The following is a 15532-nucleotide window of genomic DNA, read 5'->3' as shown; positions in this document are numbered from 1 at the left end:
GATGAACCTGGCCGAGCTGCGCGAGTCGGTGCACGTGATCCGCGAACTCGGCAACGGCCGCGAGATCGAGCACCGGGGATCGGCGCTGCGCTTCCCGTGGGTGACGGACTCGCGGCTGGAGGTGTGGGTCGCCGCGTACGGCCCCAAGGCGCTGAAGCTGACCGGCGAGGTCGCCGACGGCTTCATCCTGCAGTTGGCCGACCTCGACATCGCCGCCTGGATGATCAAAGCGGTGCGGGACGCGGCAGAGCGCGCCGGGCGCGACCCGATGGCGGTGAAGTTCTGCGTGGCCGCCCCGGCGTACGTCGGCGACGACCTGCCCTACCAGCGGGCGCAGACGCGCTGGTTCGGCGGCATGGTCGGCAACCACATCGCCGACATCGTGGCCCGCTACGGCGACACCGGCGCGGTGCCGCAGGCGCTGACCGACTACATCAAGGGACGCACGGGCTACGACTACGCCGAGCACGGGCGGGCCGGCAACAGCCACGCCGACTTCGTGCCCGACGAGATCGTGGACCGGTTCTGCGTGCTCGGCCCCGTCGAGGCGCACGTCGAGAAGCTCAGCCGGCTCAAGGAGCTGGGCGTGGACCAGTTCGCGGTCTACCTGCAGCACGACGCCAAGGAGGAGACCCTGCGCGCGTACGGCGACCAGGTCATCCCGGCGCTGCGAGGCTGACCCGGCACCCGCCGCCGCACCCGCACTCCACAGACGTCGGCCTATCTCATCGAATCCGACGCACGTTTTTTCGATGAGATAGGCCAACGTCGACCGAAGGGGCGGGCCGCGGCAGGCGGGGCGTGTGGAGTTGGTAACTGTCGAGGGGTATTGATGCTCGCTGTGCGGGGTGACCCGCGCAAGTGTGGCTTCGATTACTCGGCGCGTTCATTGACGACCGCTGTGTCGTGGCCACAACATGACTGTCATCTCGATTGATCTAGTCAGTGCCGACAGGAGTCGTGGTGGGACAGCAGCATGACCTGGGGGAGCCGGGCGGGCTCCCGGGTACCGGAGAAGGTCCGGCCACGACGCAGCGGCTGGGTGTCGCCGCCGAGTCGGCGGCAGGGGAGACCCGCGTGGCGGTGACGCCGGCGGTGGTGCGGCAGCTGGTCGAGCTCGGCTACGAGGTCGAGGTCGAGTCCGGGGCGGGCCGGCGGTCGAGCTTCTCCGACGACGCGTACGAGGCGGCGGGCGCGAAGATCTGCAGCCGTGAGGACTGCTGGCAGGCCGACGTCGTGCTCAAGGTGAACGCGCCGTCCCCGGCCGAGGTCGAGGCGCTGCGCGCGGGCACGACCCTGATCAGTTTGATCGGACCGGCCGTCAACCCCGAGCTGGTCGCCTCGCTGGCCGGCCGCGGGGTGAGCGTGCTGGCGATGGACGCGGTGCCGCGCATCTCCCGCGCCCAGTCGATGGACGTGCTCAGCTCGATGGCGAACATCGCCGGCTACCGGGCCGTGGTCGAGGCGGCGCACACGTTCGGCCGCTTCTTCGCCGGGCAGGTCACCGCCGCGGGCAAGGTCCCGCCGGCCAAGGTGCTGGTCGCCGGGGCGGGTGTGGCCGGGCTGGCCGCGATCGGGGCGGCGAAGAGCCTGGGCGCGATCGTGCGGGCGACCGACCCGCGGCCGGAGGTCGCCGAGCAGGTGCGCTCGATGGGCGGCGAGTTCCTCGCCGTCGCGGCCGAGCAGCAGGGCGGCGGTGACGGCTACGCCAAGCAGACCTCGGCCGACTACGACCGCCGCGCCGCGGAGCTGTACGCCGACCAGGCCGCCGAGGTCGACATCATCATCACGACGGCGCTGATCCCGGGCCGCCCCGCGCCGCGACTGCTGAGCGCCGAGCACGTGGCGAGCATGCGCCCCGGCAGCGTCATCGTCGACATGGGCGCGGCGCAGGGCGGCAACGTCGAGGGCACGAAACCCGGCGAGCTGGTCGTCACCGACAACGGCGTGTCCATCATCGGGTACACCGACCTGCCCGCGCGGCTGCCCGCGCAGGCCTCGCAGCTGTACGCGACGAACCTGCTCAACCTGATGAAGCTGCTCACCCCGGGCCGCGACGGCCGGCTGGCGCTCGACTTCGACGACGTCGTGCAGCGGTCCATGACCGTGGCCCGCGACGGCGCGGTGACCTGGCCCCCGCCGCCGGTGCAGGTGTCGGCCGCACCGCAGGCCGCCGCGCCCGCGCCGGCGGCCGCACCGGTGAAGAAACCGGCCTCGCCGGGGCGGACCTTCGCGTACGTGGGTCTGGGCGCGGCCGCGCTGTTCGGGCTGACCGCGTTCGCGCCGAAGGAGTTCGTCGGCAACTTCACCGTGTTCGCGCTGGCCGTCGTCATCGGCTACTACGTCGTCGGCAAGGTGCACCACGCGCTGCACACGCCGCTCATGTCGGTCACCAACGCGATCTCCGGGATCATCGTGGTCGGGGCGCTGCTGCAGATCGGGCAGGGCAGCAGCCTCGTGGTCACCGTGCTGGCCGCCGCCGCGATCCTGCTGGCCACCGTCAACATCATCGGCGGGTTCGCCGTCACCCGGCGCATGCTCGGCATGTTCTCGAAGGGCTGATCAGATGACCGCCATCACCGCAGTGCAGGCCGCGTACATCGTCGCGGCGCTGCTGTTCGTCCTGAGCCTGGCCGGGCTGTCCAAGCACGAGACGGCCCGCGCCGGTGTCGTGTACGGCATCGCCGGCATGACCGTCGCGCTCGGCGCGACCATCACGCTCGCCGTCCGCGACATCACCGCCGCGGCCGCCGCGCTGCTGGTGCTCGCCATGCTGGTCGGCGGCGGCATCGGGCTGTGGCGGGCCCGGGTCGTGCAGATGACCGGGATGCCCGAGCTGATCGCGGTGCTGCACAGCCTCGTCGGGCTGGCCGCCGTGCTCGTCGGCTGGAACGGCTACCTGGAGGTCGAGCACGCCGCCCCGGCCGGGCTGACCGGTTCGCTGCTGCACATCCACCACGCCGAGGTGTTCGTCGGCGTCTTCATCGGCGCGGTCACCTTCACCGGCTCGATCGTGGCGTACCTGAAGCTGTCGGCGCGCATCGCGTCCCGGCCGCTGATGCTGCCCGGACGGCACGTGCTGAACCTCGGCGCGCTGGTCGCGTTCGTCGCGCTGACCGTGTGGTTCGTCATCACGCCGCAGCTCGGGCTGCTGATCGCGGTCACCGTGATCGCGCTCGCGCTCGGCTGGCACCTGGTCGCCTCCATCGGCGGCGGCGACATGCCGGTGGTCGTGTCGATGCTGAACAGCTACTCCGGCTGGGCGGCCGCGGCGTCGGGCTTCCTGCTCGACAACGACCTGCTGATCGTGACCGGCGCGCTGGTCGGCTCGTCGGGCGCGTACCTGTCGTACATCATGTGCCAGGCGATGAACCGCTCGTTCGTGTCGGTCATCGCGGGCGGCTTCGGCACCGAGCAGGTCGCCGCGTCGGACGCCGACCTCGGCGAGCACCGGGAGACCTCGGCCGCCGACGTCGCCGCGCTGCTGCGCGACGCCACCTCGGTGATCATCACGCCGGGCTACGGCATGGCGGTGGCGCAGGCGCAGGGTCCGGTCGCCGAGCTGACCCGGCGGCTGCGGGCGCGGGGCGTGCAGGTGCGTTTCGGCATCCACCCGGTGGCCGGGCGGCTGCCGGGGCACATGAACGTGCTGCTCGCCGAGGCGGACGTGCCGTACGACATCGTGCTGGAGATGGACGAGATCAACGACGACTTCGCGGGCACGTCGGTGGTCCTGGTGATCGGGGCCAACGACACGGTCAACCCGGCCGCCGCCGACCCGGGCAGCCCGATCGCGGGCATGCCGGTGCTGCACGTGTGGGAGGCCGAGCACGTGATCGTGTTCAAGCGGTCCATGGCGGCGGGCTACGCCGGGGTGCAGAACCCGCTGTTCTTCCGCGACAACACCCGGATGCTGTTCGGCGACGCCAAGGCACGGGTCGAGGACATCGTCGGCGCGCTCGGCCCGGTGGTCGGCGCGCAGCGCGAGGCCGCCGACGCCGGCCGGGTGCCGGTCGGGGCGGGCCGGTAGGACTTCCCGCTTCACGGTCTGCGTCCGCCGCCTTCGCGCTACTGTGCGAAGGTGGCGGACCTGTTTTCGCAGGCCGTGCGGGCTGCCGGACGTTGACCGGGGCCCTGGGCGTCGGGAAGGGCTGACTCGGGTGAATGTGGACGGGCTGCTCGTCGAACTGTTCGACCGGATCCCCGAGATGGTGCACGAGGCGGTCGACGGGCTGACCGCCGAGCAGCTGCACTGGGCGCCCGCGCCAGGGGCGAACACCATCGGCTGGCTGGTCTGGCACCTCACCCGCATCCAGGACGACCACGTCGCGGACCTGCTCGGCGAGGACCAACTCTGGGTCACCGGCCCGTGGGCCGAGCGGCTGGGCCTGCGCGCCAACCCCGGTGACACCGGCTACGGGCACACCGCCAAGCAGGTCGCCGCGGTACGCCCGGACGGGCCGGACGTGCTGGTCGAGTACTTCGACGCGGTCTCCGCCCGCACCCGGGACCTGCTGCGCGGGCTGAAGCCCAAGGACCTCGACCGGATCGTCGACGAGCGCTGGGACCCGCCGGTGACCATGGGCGTGCGGCTCGTCAGCGTCGCCAACGACGACGTCGCCCACGTCGCCCAGGCCGCCTACGTCCGCGGCCTCCTGCGGAAGTCCAAGCACTGACCTGACCGGCCCCGCGACACCGGACGGCCGCCGCGGTCAGGCGACCGCCAGGGCCTCGGCGAGCCGCTCCAGCGCGGTCCGGAAGTCCGGCGCGGGCAGGTGGCCGAAGCCGAGCCGGAACACCCGGTCCGGCTCGCCGAACCAGCCGCCCAGCCCGACCCGGGTCTCCCGCTTCGCGAGTTCTTCGTGGAAGCGGCGTACCGCCTGGTCGTCGTAGCGGTCGGCGCGCAGCCGCAGGCAGCACAGCGCACCGCCGTCGGGGCGGACGAACTCCACCGCGTCGCGGTGTCCGGCCGTCCACCGGTCGAGGGTGTCCAGGGCGGTGGCGAGCGCCGTGCGGCGTACGCCGAGGATCTGCTCCTCCCGGCGCAGCACCTCGGCGGCCAGCAGCTCGTCCACGCCGGAGCCGGTGATGAGCGTGTTGAACTTCGCCACCCGCAGCGACTCGTACAGCGCGGGGTCGGTGACGGTGAGCCAGCCGACCCTGATGCCGGGAGCACCGTGCGCCTTGGACACCGACGAGCAGGTCACCACCCGCGGGGACAGGCCCGCGGTGGACCGGGGCACCGGGGCGGCGCCGTAGCAGGACTGCCGGTACGTCTCGTCGACCAGCAGCACCGCGTGCGGGGCCGCTACCGCCATCCGGCCGAGCAGGGCGCGCAGCTCCTGCTCGGTGAAGCGCACCCCGGACGGGTTCTGCGGCGAGGCCAGCGACACCAGCCGGGTCTGCGGCGTCAGCGCGGCGGCCACCGCGTCGACGTCGAGCCGGTACCCGTCGTCGAAGCTCAGGGCGACGGGCGTCACCCGGCAGCCGAGCGCGTCGAGGGCGGCGCGGGCCGGCGGGAAGCACGGCGTCACCACGACCGCGTGGTCCTCCGGCCGGCACAGCGTGAAGGCCAGCAGGAACATCCCCGAGCTGCCACCGGCGGTCACCAGGACGTCGGCCGGGGACACGCCCGCGCCCGCGGCGATCAGGGCGCGCAGCTCGGCGTCGCCCTGGCTGGTGCCGTACCCGATCTCCAGCGCGCCGAGCCGGTCGGCGACGTCGCCGTCGAGCAGCTCGTCCAGGCGCAGCGGCGGGGACGTGCTCTCGGCCAGGTCGTACCGGACGGGCCGGTCCACCAGGTCCGACATCGACGCCACCGGGAACCTCGCCGGGCGGCCGGACTCCGGGCCGTGGGAAACGGTCATGCCGTCGATGATCCCCGGCGGCGGGTACGGCAGACAGGACCAATCCGCGACCGGTGGCTCGTGTTCCGGGGCCGGCCGCCGGTTACCGCAGGTGGACGCGCGCCGGTAGCCTCTGCCGGGTGAACCAGTCCTTCCAGGTCGACCTGCGTGGCATCGTCGACCTGCTCAGCCACCACCTCTACAGCAGCCCGCGGGTGTACGTGCGCGAGCTGATGCAGAACGCCGTGGACGCGATCACCGCCCGCCGGGCGCTCGCCCCGACCGCCCCCGCCTCGGTCTGGCTGGAGTCGCCGAAGACCACCGGCGACGGCACCCTGCGCGTGCACGACACCGGCCTGGGCCTGACCGAGCAGCAGGTGCACGAGCTGCTGGCCACCATCGGCCGCAGCGGCAAGCGCGACGAGCTGGGCTTCTCCCGGCACGAGTTCCTCGGCCAGTTCGGCATCGGCCTGCTGTCCTGCTTCCTGGTCGCCGACGAGATCCGGGTGCAGACCCGCCACGAGGGCCACCCCACGGTGTACTGGACCGGCTACGCCGACGGCCGCTACGAGACGAAACCCGGCCCGGACCGGCAGGAGGTCGGCACCACCGTCACCCTGGTGCCGCGCCGCGACGCCGCGGCGTGGCTCGACCACGAGCGGGTGCGCGACCTGGCGCGGCTGTTCGGCGAGATGCTGCCCTACCCGGTACGCGTGGACGGCGACCTGGTCACCGCGGAGACGCTGCCCTGGCAGGCCGGGCGCGCCGAGCTGATCAGCACCGTGGAGCAGGCGTTCGGGTTCACCCCGTTCGACACCATCGAGCTGAACGTGCCCGAGGCGGGCCTGACCGGCGTGGCCCTGGTGCTGCCGACCCCGGCGAACCCGGCCGCGAAGTCGGGCCACCGCGTCTACCTCAAGCGCATGCTGCTCGCCGAGGGCGCCGAGGACCTGCTGCCGGAGTGGGCGTTCTTCGCCCGCTGCATCGTCGACGCGTCCGAGCTGCGCCCCACCGCGAGCCGCGAGGCCCTGTACGAGGACGGCCTGCTGGAGTCGGTGCGCGAGCAGCTCGGCGCGCAGCTGCGCGGCTGGCTGGTGAACCTGGCCCGCACCGACGCCGACCGCATGCACCGGTTCCTCGCCGTACACCATCTGGGTGTCAAGGCCCTGGCGATGCACGACGAGCAGATGCTGCGGGTCGTCGACCAGTGGTGGCCGATGGAGACCAACATGGGCCGGATGCCGCTGGAGGAGTTCCGCCGCCGCCACGGCACCGTGCGCTACAGCGCCGACAACGACGAGTTCCGGCAGCTCGCGGCCGTCGCCGCGGCGCAGGGCCTGGCCGTGGTCAACGGCGGCTACACCTTCGACGCGGAGCTGATCGAACGGCTGCCGCTGCTCGACAACACGATCATGGTGGACCGGCTCGACCCGAGCGACCTGTCCACCCGCTTCGACACCCTCGACCCGGCCGCCGAGCTGGCCCTGCGCCCGTTCACGGCCGCGGCGCAGCGGGCCATGGACCCGCTCGGCTGCGAGGTCGTGGTCCGGGCGTTCGACCCGCCGGGCATGCCCGCGCTGTACCTGACCGACCGCCACGCCACGTTCCAGCGGCGGCTGCGCGAGACCGCGCAGCGCTCCGACGACCTGTGGGCGGGCGTGCTGTCGTCGTTCGAGCAGGCCGAGGCGCAGGTGCGCCCGCAGCTGGTGCTCAACCACCGCAATCCGCTGGTACGCCGGATGAGCGCGTTGCCGACCCCGGAACTGGTCGCCGTCACCGTGTCCTCGCTGTACGGGCAGGCCCTGCTGTACGGCCACCACCCGCTGCGCCCCGCGGACATGGCGCTGCTCAACCGCTCGTTCCTCGACCTGATCGACCTGGCAATGCCCACCGCCGCCCCCGGGAGCACACATGACGACGTATGACGAGGTCCACGAGCTGATCCACCGCTCCTGGAACACCCCCGACGGCCCGGCCCGCATCGCGGTCGTGGAGCAGACACTGGCCAAGGCCGAGGCGCTCGGCGACGCGGACCTGCTCTACGCCGCGCACGCGGCCGCGACCAGCGGCTACCAGGCCGGCGGCGAGCCGATGAAGGCGATGATGACGTTCGCCCGCTGCCTGGCCGACTACGACGCCGACCCGGGCCGGCGCAGCCAGCACGACGAGCATCTGCTGCTGTGGCACTTCAAGCACATGGTGTCGTCGATGACGCTGTTCCCGCAGCTGCCGCTCGCCCGCACCATGGCGGTGCTCGACGACATGCAGCGCCGCTACCAGTCCGGCGGGCACAGCATGCAGGCGGTGTACGCGTACCGCCACGACGTCGCCGCGCACCTGGGCGACGAGGAGCAGGCCGACCACTGGTACCGGCTGTGGGACACCGCGCCCCGCGACGCGCTGTCGGACTGCGCGGGCTGCGACCCGTCGTCGAAGGCGCACCACCTGGCCTGGCGCGGCCGCGACGAGGACGCGATCGCGCTGGCGCAGGAGGCGCTCAGCGGCCGGCTGACCTGCTCGGAGCAGCCACACGGCATCCTGACCACGCTGCTGTTCCCGTACCTGCGCACCGGCCGCCTCGACGAGGCCCGCGACGCGCACCGGCGCGCCTACCGGGCGCTCGACGACAACAAGGCGGAGCTGGGCCGGGTCGCCCGGCACGTCGAGTTCTGCGGCGTCACCGGCAACGAGGCGCGCGGCCTGGAGCTGATCGAGCGGCACCTGCCGTGGCTGGAGCAGGCCCCGACGCCGAAGACCGAGATGGAGTTCGCGGCGGCCGCCGCGCTGGTGCTGCGCCGGCTCACCGAGGCGGGCCGTGGCGACCTGCCGGTCCGCCGCGCGGCGGGCGAGATCTCCGCCGCCGACCTCGGGCGGCAGCTGGCCGAACGCGCGGTCGCCCTGTCGGTGTGCTTCGACGAGCGCAACGGCAACACGTACCAGAGCACCCGCGTCGCCGCGCTGATCGAGTCCAAGCCGCTGGTGGAGTACCTGCCGCTGTCGGTCACCGCGGCCCGTGCCGCGGCCGCCGTGCCCGAGCCCGCGCCCGCCGCCGAGCCGCCCGCCGACCTCGTCGAGCTGCCCGCGGACCTGTCCCTGGACGGCTGCCTGGACCTGGTCGACGACCTGTTCCACGCCGAGGAGCGGGAGCGGGGCCGCGCCCTGACCTGGCTGCTGCTGGCCGCGTACGACCGCACGCCGCTGACGGACCTGCAGCGTGGCCGGCTGGCCCGGCTGCGCGCGGTGGCGCTGCCCGACGACGAGCTGTCCGCGACCGCGCACGCGTTCGCCGAGGCCGTGGCCGCCTTCGAGCGGGCCGGTGACCAGGCCCGGGAGTACGCCGCGCGGCTGCAGTGGCAGATCGCCACGCTGCAGCTGACCGGCGACGGCTCGCTCGTGCCCGCCGTGTACGAGGCCGCCGAACTGGCCGTGGCCGCCAACACCGACCCGAGGCAGCGCCGCGCCGCGCTGATGCGGGCGGCGTGGGTCGCCGCCGCGTCCGGTGAACTCGACCTGGCGACGTCGCTGCTCGACCGGGCCGACGCCGAACCCGGCGCGCTGCCGCCCGCCCGCCACGCGGCCATGCTGCACCTGCGCGCGGGCGTGCTGCAGGCGGAGGACCGCCTCGACGAGGCCGCCCGGCAGATCCGTGCCGCCGCGACGCTGCTGCGCGGCACCGCGCACCGCGACCAGCTCGCGAACCTGCTGCGGGCCCTGGCCGACCTGTGCGGCCGGCTCGGCGACAACACCGGGGCGATCGCCGCGTTCGAGGAGGCCGCCGCCGTCGCCGAGGACCCGGAGCTGCGCCGCAGCGCCCGCGCCAACGCCGGCTTCATGCTCGTCACGACCGACCGGGCCGGCGAGTTCGTCGACGACATCGTCGAGCACGTGTGCCTGATGGAGGCGCAGGGCGATCCCGGCCCGGCCGCGTACACCCGGCACCGGCTGGCGCTGGCCCTGGGCACGCTCGGCCGGTTCACCGAGGCGGCCGAGGTGGGCGAGGAGGCGCTGTCGTGGTTCCTCGCGCAGCGCGACCCCGAGCACCACGAGATGATCGTCGAACTGCGCGACATCCTGTCCCGGACGTACGCGCAGCTAGGTGAGGTGCACGTCGCCGTCGGGCAGCTCGACGCCCTGCTGGAGCTGGTCGGCGGGGTCGAGCGGCTGGCCTACCGGGGCGACGTGCTGGAGCGGGCGGGGGAGCTGCTGTGGCAGGTCGACCGCGATGCCGAGGCCGCCGACCGGTTCGACGCCGCCGCGGCCGCGTACGGGCAGGCCGATCTCGCCCTGGCCACCGTGCACGCCCGCCGCCGCCAGGTGATGGCGCTGTTCCACGCCGGGCGCCACGACGAGTCGATCGCGCTGTGCCGGCAGCTCGCGGAGCTGATCGAGGTAACCGAGGTGCCCGAGGAGCAGCAGCCGGGGTTCACCTGGGAGCGGGCCATGGCCGGCTACGAGGCCGCCCAGGTGCTGTCCAACAACGACCAGCCCGACCACGAGACCGCGCTGGCCCGGGTCGCCCCGGCGGCCGCGCTGCTCCGCTCGATCGGCGCGTTCGAGGAGGCCGCGCTCGCCGAGCTGCGCCACGGTCAGGTGCTGGTCGTGTCCGGCCGGACCGCCGCCGGGCAGGAGCAGCTGCGCCGGGCGTACGAGGCGCTGCCCGCCGGCCACGGCGCACGCCGCGACGCCGCCGCCTGGCTCGCCCGCGCGCTCGACGAGCAGGGCGACCCCGGCCAGGCCCGCAAGCTGCGCGAGGAGCACGACCTGCCCGAACCCGAGTGAGCACGGCAGCGGGTGGGACCGGCGCGTCCCACCCGCCGCCTCCGCTGTGGACCGGGCCCGGACCGGTGGGGCAGAATGCCGGACACCGCCCGACGCGAGAGTCCGTCATGTCGTGCGGCTTTCTGCTGCCGCCACGAGGACGGGACCCGCCGATGCGACGTTTCACAGCACTGCTCGCCGCGCTGCTCGTCGCCGGGAGTGCGGTGCTCACCGCGCAGACCCCGGCGTACGCCGCCCCGGCGCGAGCCAACGGGCAGGCCAACCGGGTGATCTTCATCCACGGCTGGAGCCCGGACGGCAACGCCGACTGCGACGCCTACTGGTCGGCGGTGACCGCCCAGTTCGCCAACGCGGGCTGGACCGGCGAGTTCACCCAGTTCGGCTACTACTCCGGCGACACGAACTGCGACATCACGTTTCCCGGCGACACCATGAACACGTCGATCAAGACGGTGGGCAAGGCGCTGGCCAACGAGATCTACAGCCGGTACTCGGTCAACGGCGAGAAGGTCGACGTGGTCGCCCACTCCATGGGCGGGCTGGTGATCCGCTCGGCGCTCACCGAGGTCGCCAAGGGCACCGCAGGCTACCCGCCGTACGTCTACGTCGAGGACGTCGTCACGCTGGGCACCCCGCACGCGGGCGCGACGTTCGCGGGCTGGTGCAGCCTGACGCTCTGGTTGCAGTGCAAGGAGATGCAGGCCGGAAGCAGCTTCCTCAACGGGCTGGCGACCCGGCCCGAGTCGGCGATGGGCACCGACTGGACGGTGATCTCGTCCTTCGACGACGGTGACGTGGACGAGGCGTCCGGGGTCGCCATGAACGCCCAACACAAGATCCAGTACGACGCCGATCTCGACCATACCGAGCTCAGGACCGCGGTCGGCAGCTTCCAGGCGCGATACTGGCACACCGCGAGCGCCACCACCTGGAGCGCCTGGGGCACCCGCGTCGGCCCGCTGCAGTGGGCCAAGAACGCCTGCTACTACTCGACCTCCACCTGACGGCGGGACGGGCGCGGCGGTCAGCCGCGGGTGAAGAAGCAGCCGCCGCGGCAGAACCCACCCCGCGGGAGACCCCGTCGGCGCGGGACGGTGTCGGGATCGGACGGCGCGTACCGTATGGGGTGGCCCAGGAAGGGATCACGGATGGACGTGCGCGACGCGCCCCGCCGCTACGCCGACGCCCTGCTGTTCGTCACCGAGGTCACCCGGGCCGCGACCCGGTCGCCCGGCGGCTGGCTGTACGAGGAGGGCCTGACCGATCCGCTCTACACCAGCCTGCTCGACGGCCAGTCCAAGTGGGAGTGGTCCGACGACCGGCAGGACGTGGACCTGATCGCGGGCGGCCCGCTGCGGGCCGTGGTCGACTTCACGGCCCGCCGCCACGCGACGGCGGTGCCGTGCACCGGCCCGCCCCCGCTGGAACTGTGGCCGGACTGCGCGGAGCGGCTGCGGCTGCTGCGCGAGGCCCTGGCGTTCGGCACCGGCGCGGCCACCGACGCCTGGCGGTTCGTGCTGAACGCGGTGCTGACCGAGTGGTTGTCCGGGCGGCTGGACGTGCTGCTCGCCGCGCCGCCGCCCGGCGAGACGCTGGGGCAGCTGGAGCGGCGGCTGCGCGAGGCGGTGACGGTCTGCCACCGGTTCCGGCTGGCGGTGCACGGGCTGTTCGGCGACCACCACTGGACCGGCCGCGAACCCCAGCCGTGGTGGTGCATCGCCGACGACCTGGCCGCGCACGCGACATTCGCGATGCCCGCGACCGCGCCGGCCTACGTGTTCCGGCTGGACGAGGGCACCGCCCACGACGGTCTGGCCACCCTGTTCGTCGCGACCGCCCCGATCCGCCCGGTGCTCCGGCACGAGGTCACCGTCACGGCGGGCCTGCCCAAACTGCCCGGCGACGCCGGTCCGGAGACCGTCCAGGCCGCCCGCGGGGCGCTCGCCGTGCTCGCCCGGCACGGCACGGCCTGACCGGCTGCCGGACTCCGCCACGGTCGAGCCGGGTGGCATGATCTGCGGACCGCCGCACGGCGGACCGCCGACGCACCCTGCGAGGACCCGATGGACGACTCCGGCCAGCCGCTGCCCGCCGACGACACCGACCCGGCCGTGCGCGCCGCGGGCGGCTGGGGCAGGCTCCGGCAGGGCGTGATCTACCGCGACGGCGTCAGCGGCGGCCGCCCGGCCGTGCCGACCGCGTTCCCCGAGCTGGAGCGCCGGGCCGCCCGGGTGCTGTCACCCAAGGCGTACGCCTACGTCGCCGGCAGCGCCGGCCTGGAGGGCACCGCCGACGCCAACCGCCGGGCCCTGGACCGCCACCGCATCGTGCCCCGGATGCTGCGCGACGTGTCGGCGCGCGACCTGTCCGTGGAGCTGCTCGGCCGCCGGCTCGCGTCGCCGCTGCTGCTGGCCCCGATCGGCGTGCTCGAACTGGCCCACCCCGAGGCCGACGTCGCCGTGGCGCGGGCGGCGGCCGCCGAGGGCGTGCCGTACATCCTGTCCACGCAGGCGTCCCGGCCGATGGAGCAGTGCGCGGCGGCGATGGGCGACGCGCCGCGCTGGTTCCAGCTGTACTGGAGCAAGTCCGAGGAGCTGGTCGCGAGCTTCCTGCGGCGGGCGGAGGCGGCCGGCTGCGAGGCGCTGGTGGTCACCCTCGACACGACCGTGCTCGGCTGGCGGGTCCGCGACCTGGACCTCGGGTCGCTGCCGTTCAGCCAGGGCCAGGGCATCGCGCAGTACACCAGCGACCCGGTGTTCCTGCGGCTGGCGGCCGAACGGGCGGAGCAGCCCAAGACCGGGCCGAAGCCGAAGGTCACCGCGGCGGCGGTGCGTTCGCTGCTGTCGATCGCGCGTACCCATCCCGGGCCGACCGGACGCAACCTGCGCTCGCCGCTGCCCCGGGCCGCGGTGGAGACGTTCCTGGACATCTTCTCCCGGCAGGACCTGACCTGGGGCGACCTGGCCCGGCTGCGCACCATGACCCGGCTGCCGATCCTGCTCAAGGGCCTGCAGCACGCCGACGACGCGCGCCGCGCGCTCGACGCGGGCGTGGACGGGGTGATCGTGTCGAACCACGGCGGCCGCCAGGTCGACGGGGCGATCGGCTCGCTGGACGCGCTGCCCGGCATCGTCGAGGCGGTCGGCGGCCGGGTGCCGGTGCTGTTCGACAGCGGGGTGCGCGGCGGCGCGGACGTCTTCAAGGCGCTGGCCCTGGGCGCCCGCGCGGTCTGCGTCGGGCGGCCCTACTTCTACGGGCTGGCCCTGGCGGGCGCGGACGGCGTACGCCAGGTGCTGCAGAACCTGCGCGCCGAGCTGGACCTGACCATGGCCCTGACCGGCTGCGCGAGCCTCGCCGACGTCACCCCGGAACTGCTCGCTTCGGCCTGAGCGACGGCGCGGGCCCGGACCGCGTGGTCCGGGCCCGCGCCGGTTCAGCTCAGCTTCGGCTTCTTCTTGCCGTACAGCCACGCGTCGAACAGGTCGTCCAGCTGCTTGCCGGAGACCTTCTCGCACAGGGCGATGAACTCCTCGGTGTTGCCGTTGCCGTCGGTCTTCTCCGCGACCCAGGTCTTGACGATCTCGAAGAAGGCCTTGTCGCCGACGGTCTTGCGCAGCATGTGCACGGTCATCGCGCCGCGGTCGTAGACGCTGGAGCTGAAGATGTGCGCGGCGCCCGGCGCGCCCGGCGGCGTCGTCCACACGTCGGCCTCGGACTTGGCGTAGTACTGGTCGAAGGTCTTCTGCACGCTCTGCACCTTGGCGTGCGCGTTCCACAGCCACTCGGCGTAGGTGGCGAAGCCCTCGTTGAGCCAGATGTCGTCCCAGTTCTGCACGGCGACGCTGTCACCGAACCACTGGTGCCCCAGCTCGTGCGCGACGACCCAGTCGTTGACGCCGTTGCGGAAGAAGCCGGCCGAGTACACCGGTCGCGACTGCGTCTCCAGGGCGAAGTGGATCCGGTCGTCCTTGATGACCACGCCGCCGTACGCGTCGAACGGGTACGGCCCGAACTGGGTCTCCAGGAAGTCGGCGATCTTCAGGGTGTGCGCCATGGAGGTGTCCGCGCCGCCCTTGGCCACGGTCGTGGTGACCGCCGAGAAGACCGGCTTGCCCTTGTGCGTGCCGGTGGTGACCCGGAACCTGCCGATCACCATGGTGCTGAGGTAGCTGGCCATCGGCTTGGTCTCGTTCCACGTCCAGGTGGTCCAGCCGCCGGTGCTGTTCTTCGGGCCGGGCACACCGTTGCTGATCGCGGTCAGCCCGTCCGGGACCGTGATCTCGAAGGCGTACCGGGCCTTGTCGAGCGGGTGGTCGTTGACCGGGAACCAGCTCGCGGCCGAGTCGGGCTGGCCGAGCACGATCGCGCCGTCAGGGGTGGCGAAGAAGCCGCCCTCGCCCAGCGACTTCAGCTGGTTCTTGACCGGCTTGGGCTTGCCGTCGTACCGCACCCGGACGGCGAACTTCGCCTCGGCGTCGATGCCCTTCGCCGGGGTGATCACCAGCTCGTTGTCCACCCGGGTGTGGGTGGCCTCGGTCCCGTCGACGGTCACCGACTGCACGGTGAGCCCGGACAGGTCCAGGTTGAACTGCGACAGGTCCTGCGTGGCGGTGGCGTTCACGGTGACGTCGCCGGTGAGCACGTCGGTCTTCGGGTCGTACTTGACCTTGATCGCGTAGTCGGCGACGTCGTAGCCGCCGTTGCCGTAGGCCGGGAAGTACGGATCGCCGACCCCGTCCTTGCCGGGCTGGTAGTCGCGGACGCGCTCCGGCGACGGCGCTGCCGACGGGCCCGGCTTCGGCGACTCGGACGTGCACCCGGCCAGCAGCGTGGCGCCGGCGGTGATCGCGACGAGCGCAGCACGCATCGCCGTCCCCCGTGTGTACATGCTTCTCCCTCGTGCAGGC

11 protein-coding genes are annotated in these 15532 nt (G+C 73.1%); 9 read left to right on the top strand and 2 right to left on the bottom strand.

Features of this window, described 5'->3' with window-relative positions:
• The 4 genes from Cco03nite_RS37710 to Cco03nite_RS37695 all read left to right on the top strand — a co-directional run.
• The coding region (locus Cco03nite_RS37710; RefSeq protein WP_203698821.1) for a TIGR03842 family LLM class F420-dependent oxidoreductase at positions 1–679 on the top strand (679 nt) is incomplete at its 5' end.
• A 284-nt stretch (positions 680–963) separates the two neighbouring features.
• Positions 964–2562, top strand: coding sequence for a Re/Si-specific NAD(P)(+) transhydrogenase subunit alpha (locus Cco03nite_RS37705; protein WP_275412104.1), 1599 nt, complete (start codon positions 964–966; stop codon positions 2560–2562).
• 4 nt (positions 2563–2566) lie between these two features.
• On the top strand, positions 2567–4030 hold the full coding sequence (pntB, locus tag Cco03nite_RS37700) for a Re/Si-specific NAD(P)(+) transhydrogenase subunit beta (RefSeq protein WP_203698820.1): 1464 nt from the start codon (positions 2567–2569) through the stop codon (positions 4028–4030).
• A 130-nt stretch (positions 4031–4160) separates the two neighbouring features.
• Positions 4161–4676 (top strand): mycothiol transferase, encoded by a 516-nt coding sequence (locus Cco03nite_RS37695; protein WP_203698819.1) that lies wholly within the window; start codon positions 4161–4163, stop codon positions 4674–4676.
• A gap of 36 nt (positions 4677–4712) precedes the next feature.
• Here the strand turns inward: Cco03nite_RS37695 and Cco03nite_RS37690 are convergent, their stop codons facing one another.
• The gene (locus tag Cco03nite_RS37690) at positions 4713–5867 is read right to left on the bottom strand and encodes a pyridoxal phosphate-dependent aminotransferase (protein ID WP_203698818.1); all 1155 of its coding nucleotides are present in this window, start codon (positions 5865–5867) and stop codon (positions 4713–4715) included.
• Positions 5868–5986: 119 nt separating this feature from the next.
• On the opposite strand from Cco03nite_RS37690, the gene Cco03nite_RS37685 reads away from it, so the two are divergent.
• From Cco03nite_RS37685 to Cco03nite_RS37665, 5 genes are all read left to right on the top strand, one after another.
• Positions 5987–7771, top strand: coding sequence for an HSP90 family protein (locus Cco03nite_RS37685; RefSeq protein WP_203698817.1), 1785 nt, complete (start codon positions 5987–5989; stop codon positions 7769–7771).
• The gene (locus Cco03nite_RS37680; protein ID WP_203698816.1) at positions 7758–10625 is read left to right on the top strand and encodes a hypothetical protein; all 2868 of its coding nucleotides are present in this window, start codon (positions 7758–7760) and stop codon (positions 10623–10625) included. The genes Cco03nite_RS37685 and Cco03nite_RS37680 overlap by 14 nt, the downstream gene beginning before the upstream one ends.
• A 152-nt stretch (positions 10626–10777) precedes the next feature.
• Positions 10778–11629: an esterase/lipase family protein gene (locus Cco03nite_RS37675; protein ID WP_203698815.1), complete on the top strand. Its 852-nt coding sequence runs from the start codon at positions 10778–10780 to the stop codon at positions 11627–11629.
• 144 nt (positions 11630–11773) lie between these two features.
• Entirely contained in the window at positions 11774–12598 is an 825-nt protein-coding gene (locus tag Cco03nite_RS37670) for a hypothetical protein (protein ID WP_203698814.1), read from the top strand.
• A 90-nt stretch (positions 12599–12688) separates the two neighbouring features.
• A complete protein-coding gene (locus Cco03nite_RS37665; RefSeq protein WP_203698813.1) occupies positions 12689–14014 on the top strand; it encodes a lactate 2-monooxygenase in 1326 nt (441 codons plus the stop codon).
• A 44-nt stretch (positions 14015–14058) separates the two neighbouring features.
• Here Cco03nite_RS37665 and Cco03nite_RS37660 read toward each other — a convergent pair whose 3' ends face one another.
• Positions 14059–15513 carry a M1 family metallopeptidase gene (locus Cco03nite_RS37660; protein WP_203698812.1) on the bottom strand — a complete coding sequence of 485 codons (1455 nt, stop codon included), beginning with the start codon at positions 15511–15513 and terminating at the stop codon, positions 14059–14061.
• Between the last annotated feature and the right edge of the window lie 19 nt (positions 15514–15532).

This window comes from Catellatospora coxensis (assembly GCF_016862635.1).
GTDB lineage: Bacteria > Actinomycetota > Actinomycetes > Mycobacteriales > Micromonosporaceae > Catellatospora > Catellatospora coxensis.
This window is presented reverse-complemented; position numbering and strand designations above follow the sequence as displayed.